The 9,065-nt window shown below is 63.4% G+C and carries 9 protein-coding genes and 1 pseudogene; 6 read left to right on the top strand and 4 right to left on the bottom strand.

Features of this window, described 5'->3' with window-relative positions; translation table 11 throughout:
• The 3 genes and pseudogenes from OP498_RS16860 to OP498_RS16850 all read left to right on the top strand — a co-directional run.
• Nucleotides 1-106, top strand: a pseudogene (locus tag OP498_RS16860) (IS1595 family transposase); the annotation flags it as partial.
• 79 nt (nt 107-185) lie between these two features.
• Complete coding sequence (locus OP498_RS16855) at nt 186-926, top strand: amino acid ABC transporter ATP-binding protein (protein ID WP_280550107.1); 741 nt, start codon at nt 186-188, stop codon at nt 924-926.
• A 3-nt stretch (nt 927-929) separates the two neighbouring features.
• Nucleotides 930-1,598 (top strand): amino acid ABC transporter permease, encoded by a 669-nt coding sequence (locus OP498_RS16850; protein WP_280550110.1) that lies wholly within the window; start codon nt 930-932, stop codon nt 1,596-1,598.
• A gap of 141 nt (nt 1,599-1,739) precedes the next feature.
• Here the strand turns inward: OP498_RS16850 and katG are convergent, their stop codons facing one another.
• Both katG and OP498_RS16840 read right to left on the bottom strand, forming a co-directional pair.
• On the bottom strand, nt 1,740-3,920 hold the full coding sequence (gene katG, locus OP498_RS16845; RefSeq protein ID WP_280550112.1) for a catalase/peroxidase HPI: 2,181 nt from the start codon (nt 3,918-3,920) through the stop codon (nt 1,740-1,742).
• Between the two features lie 191 nt (nt 3,921-4,111).
• Entirely contained in the window at nt 4,112-5,068 is a 957-nt protein-coding gene (locus OP498_RS16840; RefSeq protein WP_280550114.1) for a LysR family transcriptional regulator, read from the bottom strand.
• Between the two features lie 224 nt (nt 5,069-5,292).
• On the opposite strand from OP498_RS16840, the gene OP498_RS16835 reads away from it, so the two are divergent.
• The gene (locus OP498_RS16835) at nt 5,293-6,792 is read left to right on the top strand and encodes a CoA-acylating methylmalonate-semialdehyde dehydrogenase (RefSeq protein WP_280550117.1); all 1,500 of its coding nucleotides are present in this window, start codon (nt 5,293-5,295) and stop codon (nt 6,790-6,792) included.
• A gap of 58 nt (nt 6,793-6,850) precedes the next feature.
• Here OP498_RS16835 and OP498_RS16830 read toward each other — a convergent pair whose 3' ends face one another.
• The gene (locus tag OP498_RS16830) at nt 6,851-7,198 is read right to left on the bottom strand and encodes a type II toxin-antitoxin system PemK/MazF family toxin (RefSeq protein ID WP_280550119.1); all 348 of its coding nucleotides are present in this window, start codon (nt 7,196-7,198) and stop codon (nt 6,851-6,853) included.
• Nucleotides 7,188-7,418 (bottom strand): type II toxin-antitoxin system PrlF family antitoxin, encoded by a 231-nt coding sequence (locus OP498_RS16825; protein WP_280550121.1) that lies wholly within the window; start codon nt 7,416-7,418, stop codon nt 7,188-7,190. The genes OP498_RS16830 and OP498_RS16825 overlap by 11 nt, the downstream gene beginning before the upstream one ends.
• 183 nt (nt 7,419-7,601) lie before the next feature.
• Between OP498_RS16825 and OP498_RS16820 the strand changes: the two genes are divergently transcribed.
• Both OP498_RS16820 and OP498_RS16815 read left to right on the top strand, forming a co-directional pair.
• Nucleotides 7,602-8,189 (top strand): peroxidase-related enzyme, encoded by a 588-nt coding sequence (locus tag OP498_RS16820; protein WP_280550123.1) that lies wholly within the window; start codon nt 7,602-7,604, stop codon nt 8,187-8,189.
• A 62-nt stretch (nt 8,190-8,251) separates the two neighbouring features.
• Entirely contained in the window at nt 8,252-9,010 is a 759-nt protein-coding gene (locus OP498_RS16815; RefSeq protein WP_280550125.1) for an HNH endonuclease, read from the top strand.
• Nucleotides 9,011-9,065 lie beyond the last annotated feature (55 nt).

The following is a 9,065-nucleotide window of genomic DNA, read 5'->3' as shown; positions in this document are numbered from 1 at the left end:
TCGGCGCTATGACCTCAAGGCCATGATCCCGCGGTTTCTCACGGTAGCCGCCCGAACACCGCCGATGCCATACCGGTTCCTGAAGATGGCTGAGCCTTATGCGTAATCAGGTAGCCTTTTGTATGCCCTTGAACGCAAGCTGGCCGTGCCGGGCTTCGAAAAATGATGCGAGAGGAATGGCGATAATGGCCGACGATCTGATTCTGGACGTGCAGGATGTGAAGAAGGCTTACGACGGCCTGGAGGTGCTCAAGGGCATCGGCTTCAGTCTGAGAAAGGGTGAGACCAAGGTGCTGATCGGCCCCTCTGGCTCGGGCAAGAGCACCCTGCTGCGCTGTATCAATCATCTCACGGTGCCGGATACCGGGCGCATCTACCTCAACGGCGATGAGGTATTGGATTCCAACATCGACGCCATGCGGGCGCGTATGGGTTTTGTCTTCCAGGACTTCAACCTCTTCTCTCACCTGACGGTGCTCGACAACGTGCGCCTCTGTCAGATCAAGGTCAACGGGTCGGACAAGGAGGCCGCTACCCAGCGGGCGCATCGTGAGCTGGAGCGGGTCGGCCTTGGCGACAAGGCCGACGCCTACCCGGCTGAGCTCTCCGGTGGACAGCAGCAGCGCGTCTCAATCGCCCGGGCCTTGGCCATGGACCCCGACGTGCTGCTGTTCGACGAGCCTACTTCGGCGCTGGACCCGGAATTGACCGGCGAGGTGGTGAGGGTGATGCAGCAGCTGGCCGTCGAGGGTATGACCATGGTGGTGGTAACCCACGAGATGAGCTTCGCTCGCCAGGCCGCCGACGAGATCATCTTCATCGAGAACGGTCACATCGTCGAGCAGGGGCCACCGGAGACCATGTTCACCGAGTCCACGCACGAGCGGACCCGGGCCTTCCTCAACGTTATAGCGAAGCACGGGTGAACCATGCGGGAATTCATCGAGTTCGGCATCGAGTGGCTACCCGAACTGCTCAAGGGCGTTCCGGTTGCGTTGGCGCTTTGGGTGATCGCTATCACTCTGGGTTTTTTCCTGGGGTTGGTACTTTGCTGGGCCAGGGTCTACGGTAACCGGCTCTTCTACTGGATCAGCACCGTCTACGTGGAGCTGTTTCGCGGCACACCGATGCTGGTGCAGATGTTCTTCATCTATTTGGGGCTGCCTCATCTGGGTATCGTCTTTGATGCCTTCACCGCCGCGGTGATCGCCATCACCCTCAACAGCGCCGCCTACCAGGCCGAGTACTTCCGCGGTTCGGTGCTGTCGGTGCCCAAAGGGCAATTGGTGGCGGCGCGGGCCTGTGGTATGACCCAGTGGCAAGCGATTCGGTACATCATGCTGCCCCAGGCGCTACGCCGGGTGATCCCGCAGTGGTCGAATGAAGCGATCATCGAACTCAAGTTCACTTCCATTGCCTACACCATCGGCGTAGTGGAGATCACTTCCATCGCATCGGATATTGGCTCGCGCACCCTGGACTTCTTCCTGGTATTCCTCTGGGCGGGACTTATCTATCTGGTGCTCACCTCTACGGTGGCGAGCCTGCTGGGACTCCTCGAGCGGCGGACTTACGTACCCGGGGTGACCAGTCACTGATACTTCAGGGCTACCCGAGCGATCTTTCTGGCCAGGCGAGAGATCACGCAGAGGGGCAACAAGAAGACGCCCGGGTAAGCACCCGGGCGTCTCGCTCTTTCCGGCGGTAGAGCCGGGCGTTTCGCCCGGCTCAGGCCGCTTTCAGGCCTGGAGCTTCTCCAGATCGAAGCGGTCGGCGTTCATCACCTTGGTCCAGGCCTTGACGAAGTCCTTGACGAACTTCTCCTGGTTGTCGTCCTGGGCGTAGACCTCGGCGTAGGAGCGCAGGATGGAGTTGGAACCGAGCACCAGGTCGATGCGGCTGGCGGTCCACTTCACATGGTCGGTCTTGCGGTCGCGAATCTCGTAGGCATTGTTGCCCGCCGGCTTCCAGGTGTTGCCCATGTCGGTCAGGTTGACGAAGAAGTCGTTGGTCAGCTGGCCCTCGCGGTCGGTGAAGACGCCATGCTTGCTGCCGCCGTGGTTGGTGCCGAGCATGCGCATGCCGCCGATCAGCACGGTCATCTCCGGCGCGGTCAGTCCCATCAGCTGGGCGCGGTCGAGCAGCATCTCCTCCGGCTTGACCACGTAGTCCTTCTTCTGCCAGTTGCGGAAGCCATCGGCCAGCGGCTCCAGGTACTCGAACGAGGGGGCGTCGGTCATCTCGTCGCTGGCGTCGCCGCGACCCGGCGCGAAGGGCACCAGGATATCGTGTCCGGCGGCCTTCGCCGCCTGCTCGATGCCCACGCTGCCACCCAGCACGATGACGTCGGCCACGCTGGCGCCGCTGTCGGCGGCGATCTTCTCGTAGACCTTGAGTACCTTGGCCAGGCGGTCCGGCTCGTTGCCTTCCCAGTCCTTCTGCGGGGCCAGGCGGATGCGCGCACCATTGGCGCCGCCGCGCATGTCGGAGCCGCGGAAGGTACGGGCGCTGTCCCAGGCGGTGCTGACCATCTCGCCGGTGGAGAGGCCGCTCTCGGCGACCTGTTTCTTGACCGCCTCGACGGAGTAGTCGCTGCTGCCGGCCGGCACCGGATCCTGCCAGATCAGTTCCTCGTCCGGCACTTCCGGGCCGATGTAGCGGGCCTTGGGCCCCATGTCGCGGTGGGTCAGCTTGAACCAGGCGCGGGCGAAGCAGTCCTTGAAGTATTCGGGATCCTGGCGAAACTTGTCGATGATCCTGCGGTAGTCAGGATGCATCTTCATCGCCATGTCCGCATCGGTCATCATCGGGTTATGGCGAGTGGACATGTCGGTGGCGTCGACCGGCTTGTCCTCCTCCTTCATGTCCACCGGCTCCCACTGGTTGGCACCGGCAGGGCTCTTCTTGAGCTCCCACTCGTGGTCGAGCAGTGCATCGAAGTAGCCCATGTCGAACTGGGTCGGGTTCTTGGTCCAGGCCCCTTCCAGGCCGGAGGTGACGGCGTTGGCGGCCTTGCCCTGCATGTTGGGGTTGAGCCAGCCGAAGCCCTGGGCCTCGACGTCGGCGCCTTCCGGCTCCGGCCCAAGGGCCTCGGCGTCGCCGTTGCCGTGGGTCTTGCCGACCGTATGACCGCCGGCGGTCAGGGCCGCGGTCTCCTCGTCGTTCATGGCCATGCGGGCGAAGGTCTCGCGGACCTGTTCGCCGGTCTTGATGGGGTCCGGCTGGCCGTTGACGCCCTCTGGGTTCACGTAGATCAGGCCCATCTGGACCGCGGCCAGCGGGTTCTCCATGGTGTCGGGCTTGTCGACGTCGCCGTAGCGCTCGTCGGAGGGGGCCAGCCACTCCTTCTCGGCGCCCCAGTAGATGTCCTTCTCGGGGTGCCAGATGTCCTCGCGGCCGAAGGAGAAACCGAAGGTCTTGAAGCCCATGGACTCATAGGCGACGTTGCCGGCCAGGATGATCAGGTCGGCCCAGCTGATCTGGTTGCCGTACTTCTTCTTGATTGGCCACAGCAGGCGACGCGCCTTGTCGAGGTTGCCGTTGTCCGGCCAGGAGTTGATGGGAGCGAAGCGCTGATTGCCGGTGCCGCCGCCGCCACGGCCGTCGGCGATGCGGTAGGTGCCCGCCGCGTGCCAGGCCATGCGGATCATCAGGCCACCGTAGTGGCCCCAGTCGGCCGGCCACCACGCCTGGCTCTCGGTCATCAGGGCGTGCATGTCCTTCTTGAGCGCGTCGAAGTCGAGCTTCTTGACCTCCTCGCGATAGTCGAAGTCCTCGCCCATCGGGTCGGTCTTGCGATCGTGCTGATGCAGGATGTCCAGGTTCAGGGACTCCGGCCACCAGTCGGTGTTGGAATGACCGCTGGCGGTCTGGCCTCCGTGCATCACCGGACACTTGCCGGCGTTCTGCTGATCACCCATATCGCTCTCCCATCTGGCTGCGTTGTTGGAACTGCTACCTGTGTATAGACGATGGCAGTCCGGCGGAACAATGAGCCGTATCAACCATGAACCCTGAGACAGCGTGATGGCCGGGGCTCCTTGTCCTGTGACTTCAACTTACGCTCCGGCGGTCCATTAGCTCAATGTGACATTGCCGACCGTGTCGATAGCTATTTTGTATCGGAGGCGGGAGGTGGCACCACCATCGCCTTCGCCTCGCCCATCAGGAAGGCGCAGTTGGCCTCCAGGGCCTCGCGCAGGAAGTCCCACAGCAGGCGGACCTTGGCCAGGCGTCGCTGCTCCTGGCGGGCGGTGATCCAGAAGTGGCGCACGATCTCCACGTCGTCATCCAGCACGTTCACCAGGGCGTCCGAGGTGCTCGCCATGAAGCAGGGCAGCACGGCGAGCCCGGCGCTATGCAGGCAGGCGGCGTGCTGGGTGGTCACGCTGGTGCTGCGCAGGGCGAAGTGCGGGCCGGGATGGCCGACCACCGCCGGGTCGAGCAGGGGCTCCAGGTAGCTGAGCTGCTCGCTGAAGATCAGGTCGTCGACGTAGCCCACCAGCCGGTGATCGCCCAGCTCGGGCAGCCGGGCCGGGGTGCCGTGGCGGGCGAGGTATCCCTGGCTGCCGTAGAGGCGCAGCCGATAGTCGCACAGCCGCGAGATCACGAGCCCCGGGCTCACCGGGCGCTCCACGGTGATGGCGAGGTCCGCCTCGTGGCGGCTCAGGTTGACCACCCGGGGCAGGGCGAGCAGGTCCAGGGTCACGCCGGGGTGGCGTTCGCAGAAGGCCGAGAGCAGCGGAGCGATCACCCAGGTGCCGAAGCCCTCGGTGACGCCGAGGCGGATCTGGCCGCTGATCTGGTGGTTCTTGTCGGTGAGGCTCTCGCCGGCCTCGAAGGCGTGGCGGGCCATCTCCTCGGCGTGGGCGAGCAGTTGCTGGCCGGCCTCGGTGAGGTGGTAGCCGTGGGTGCTGCGCTCGAACAGCTGGGTGTTGAGCGCCTGCTCGAAGCGCCGGGTGCGCCGCGACAGGGTGGAGTGGTCGAGCCCCAGCCGGCGGGCGGCGTCGGTGAGCCGCTCGCTGCGCGCCACCTCGAGGAAGATCTGGATATCCTGCCAGTCGAGCATGGAGGTCTCCCGTGGCCGTGTGGTTGTGCATGGATGCACAAACAATGTGCCCGAGTGCCCGTTGTCATGCCATCCGACGTCTGTATAGACTCGATGTCACCACGGTTCGTGTATAGATACACATAAAGTCTAATGTCCCCGCCGCCGCGGCGCCTGACGATGGCCGAACAACGACAAGCCAGACTCGCGGTCGGGGCAGGAACAGCACAGAGGAGCATGCCACCATGTCCGTTCGCGAGATTCCCATGTACATCGACGGCCAGCCCGTCCAGTCCCAGAGCCAGGAGTGGCGCGACGTGGTCAATCCGGCCACCCAGGAAGTGGTCGCCCGGGTGCCGTTCTGCACCGCCGAGGAGGTCGAGCAGGCGGTGGCCAGTGCCAAGGAGGCCTTCAAGACCTGGCGCAAGGTGCCGCTGGGCAAGCGCATGCGCATCATGCTCAAGCTCCAGGCGCTGATCCGCGAGAACACCGATGAGCTGGCCGCGCTGATCAGCGAGGAGCACGGCAAGACCCTGCCGGACGCGGCCGGTGAGGTGGGTCGCGGCCTGGAGGTGGTGGAGCACGCCTGCTCGATTACCTCCCTGCAGCTGGGCGAACTGGCCGAGAACGCCGCCAATGAGGTGGACGTCTACACCCTGAACCAGCCGCTGGGCGTGGGCGCCGGCATCACCGCCTTCAACTTCCCGATCATGTTGCCCTGCTTCATGTTCCCGCTGGCCATCGCCACCGGTAACACCTTCGTGCTCAAGCCCTCCGAGCAGGATCCGAGCTCCACCATGCGCCTGGTCGAGCTGGCCCACGAGGCGGGCGTGCCGGCCGGCGTGCTCAACGTCGTGCACGGCGGCCCTGACGTGGCCAACCAGATCGCCGACCACACCGACATCAAGGCGCTCTCCTTCATCGGCTCCACCCACGTCGGCTCGCTGCTCTACGATCGCGCCGCCGCCGCCGGCAAGCGCATGCAGGCGATGATGGGGGCCAAGAACCACTGCGTGGTGATGCCCGACGCCAACCGCAGCCAGGCCATCAACAACCTGCTGGGCTCCGCCTTCGGCGCCGCCGGGCAGCGCTGCATGGCCAACTCCGTGGTGGTGCTGGTGGGCGAGGCCCGCGAGTGGCTGGATGACATCGTCGAGAGCGCCCGTAACATGAAGGTGGGCCCCGGCACCCAGCAGGACGCCGACCTCGGCCCGCTGGTCTCGCCCCAGGCCAAGGAGCGCGTGGAGCGGCTGATCGCCACCGGCGAGCAGGAGGGCGCCAAGCTGCTGGTCGACGGCCGCGGCTGCCAGGTGGAGGGCTACCCGAACGGCAACTTCGTCGGCCCGACCCTGTTCAGCGACGTGACCCCGGAGATGACCATCTACCGCGAGGAGATCTTCGGCCCGGTGCTCTGCGTGCTCAGCGTCGAGACCCTGGACGAGGCCATCGCGTTCATCAACGCCAACCCCAACGGCAACGGCACCTCGATCTTCACCAACTCCGGCTGGGTGGCGCGCCGCTTCGAGAGCGACATCGACGTCGGCCAGGTGGGCATCAACGTGCCGATCCCGGTGCCGGTGGCCTACTTCAGCTTCACCGGCTCGCGCGGCTCCAAGCTCGGTGACCTGGGCCCCAACGGCAAGCAGGCCATCGCCTTCTGGACCCAGACCAAGACCGTCACCGCGCGCTGGTTCGAGCCGGAGAACGTCTCCAGCGGCATCAACAGCACCATCTCGCTGAGCTGATTCGTTCAGCGTAGTGATCCTAGCGGCCCCGTCTCGAGAGAGGCGGGGCCGTATTGTGTTACTGGATGATGGCTGGCATCAGGGCCCTCAGGGCGCTGATCACTCGGCGTCGGTCATCCTGCTCAAGTCGTCCAGCCTGTCGGATGATCAGGCGTTCATCCAGAGTGAAGAGCTTCATGCGCACGATGGAAGTCGCGGGTAAGCCTGCGGCATCGAGACCTTGGATTTCGGTATCCAGCGGCCAGGCGGAGTTGTTGGCACTGGTGATCATGGCCATCAGGAGCTGTCCTGTAGAGCGATGAAAGTCCTCGTTAGAAGAGATGACCAGCGCTGGCCGACGCTTGGTCGTGTTCCTGTCGGTGAAAGGAAACGGCACAACCACAACATCGAAGGCCTCAAAGATCACGGTAGGCGTCCTCGTCGGCCTCGGAATTCCACTCGCTCAGGGTTTCTTCCACCGCATGGGTAAATGCCAGGTCGAGCGGTGATGCCTTGCGAAGTCGAATCTCACCATCTTCGATCTCGAAGCAGATGGTATCGCCGGCGTGGAGGTCCAGTGCCTTGCGGACGTTGCCGGGAATCGTCGCCTGGTATTTGGTGGTCAGCCGACTGCTGGCGGTGGACATGACGACCCTCCTTCCGAATTTTTGAAGTAATACGGTAATGCTAGCCTTGCTACCAGCATGTCGCAATGAAGAGCGGCACCCTTTCGGCGGTTCGGTTGATCTTGAGCCAATGGCTATATGCTTACGTTAACGTCAACTGCTATCTTGGTGGCTTACCCAGCAACAACAATCCCTGGAGCCACCATGACCCCACCGATCAGCCGCTTTCCCGTCCCCGAATCGATTCAGGACCTGCCCACGGACGTGCGCGACGCCATGCTGGCGGTTCAGGAGAAGGCCGGTTTCGTGCCCAACGTCTTCTTGATGCTGGCTCATCGTCCGGCTGAGTTCCGTGCCTTCTTCGCCTACCACGATGCCCTGATGGAGCGCGAATCCGATACGCTCACCAAGGCCGAGAAGGAGATGATCGTGGTGGCCACCAGCGCCCGCAACCGCTGCCTCTACTGCGTGGTGGCCCACGGCGCCCTGGTGCGGATCTACAGCAAGGACCCACTGCTCGCCGACCAGGTAGCCATCAACCACCGCACCGCGCCGATCAGCGAGCGCCATCGCACCATGCTGGACTTCGCCCTCTACTGCGGCCTGGAGGTGGGAGAACTCACCGACGAGTGGGAGGCCCGCCTGAAGACGGCCGGGTTCACCCACGACGACATCTGGGACATCGGCGCCATCGCCGCCTTCTTCGGCCTCTCCAACCGGCTGGTCACCCTGACCGGCACGCCACCCAACGAGGAGTTCTACCTGATGGGGCGGGTGCCGCGGGAAAAGTAAGCAGAATTGGCCTCTATGGCCGCTCGAGCGTAGGCTCGAGACAGGCAGCATCGGGAGGCCACATGGCAGCGGAAAGAAAGGCATGGACGGATCAAGATCGGCTACTGGTGTTATCGCTCTACTGTCGGTTGACGTTTGGGCAGCTTCACCGGAGACGACCTGAAGTCATTCAGTTGGCCGAACGGATTGGGCGTTCGGCCAACTCCGTTGCGATGAAGCTTTCCAACTATGCGAGTCTCGATCCCGAAGTGTTGGCTCTGGGCAAGAAGGGGTTATCCGGCGCTTCCCAGCAGGATCGCATGCTGTGGCAACGTTTCATGGCCGAACCGGAAGCCGTGGCCAGCGAATGCGAGGAAGCGTGGTCGATAATCGCCAATGAGATGGATATAGCTGACGACGAGGTTGACTACACCGCACGGGACTCCGTGGGTATCCAGAAACGCCGGGTGGGACAGTCCTTATTTCGAAAGGCAGTGATGATTCGTTATGACGCCCGCTGCGTGATTACTGGACTGCGTCATGAAGACTTGCTGATCGCGAGTCACATCGTGCCCTGGCAGTGGCGTCCCGAATTTCGTCTCGACCCAGCCAACGGGCTCTGTCTCAATGCGCTCCATGATCGCGCCTTCGATAAGGGACTGTTGGCTATCGACGGTCAAGGCCGGATACGAATCTCTCCGGGGTTGGCTGAAGCAGGATTAAACGGGCAGCTCAAGAACCATCTAAGCGATCTAAATGGACAACCTTTAAACCTGGAGGCTTCGGTATTTCCCAGCCGCGACTATCTCGCCTGGCACTACCGAGAGTGCTTCCGGTGCTAAATGACACAGCTTTCTTTCAGCATCTATAGCGCTATGTTCAATGCCCGGGTGGATC

Source organism: Halomonas sp. 25-S5 (assembly GCF_029889845.1).
In the GTDB taxonomy this organism is placed as follows: domain Bacteria; phylum Pseudomonadota; class Gammaproteobacteria; order Pseudomonadales; family Halomonadaceae; genus Halomonas.
The sequence above is the reverse complement of the archived record's forward strand: the minus strand, read 5'-3'. Positions and strand labels throughout refer to the sequence as shown.

Bases quoted from the DNA above. Each gene is read 5' to 3' on its own strand.
- OP498_RS16820 (WP_280550123.1), top strand. From the start codon at position 7,602: ATGACCCCACCGATCAGCCGCTTTCCCGTCCCCGAATCGATTCAGGAC.
- OP498_RS16840 (WP_280550114.1), bottom strand. From the start codon at position 5,068: ATGCTCGACTGGCAGGATATCCAGATCTTCCTCGAGGTGGCGCGCAGC.
- OP498_RS16815 (WP_280550125.1), top strand. From the start codon at position 8,252: ATGGCAGCGGAAAGAAAGGCATGGACGGATCAAGATCGGCTACTGGTG.
- OP498_RS16850 (WP_280550110.1), top strand. From the start codon at position 930: ATGCGGGAATTCATCGAGTTCGGCATCGAGTGGCTACCCGAACTGCTC.
- OP498_RS16825 (WP_280550121.1), bottom strand. From the start codon at position 7,418: ATGTCCACCGCCAGCAGTCGGCTGACCACCAAATACCAGGCGACGATT.
- katG (WP_280550112.1), bottom strand. From the start codon at position 3,920: ATGGGTGATCAGCAGAACGCCGGCAAGTGTCCGGTGATGCACGGAGGC.
- OP498_RS16835 (WP_280550117.1), top strand. From the start codon at position 5,293: ATGTCCGTTCGCGAGATTCCCATGTACATCGACGGCCAGCCCGTCCAG.
- OP498_RS16855 (WP_280550107.1), top strand. From the start codon at position 186: ATGGCCGACGATCTGATTCTGGACGTGCAGGATGTGAAGAAGGCTTAC.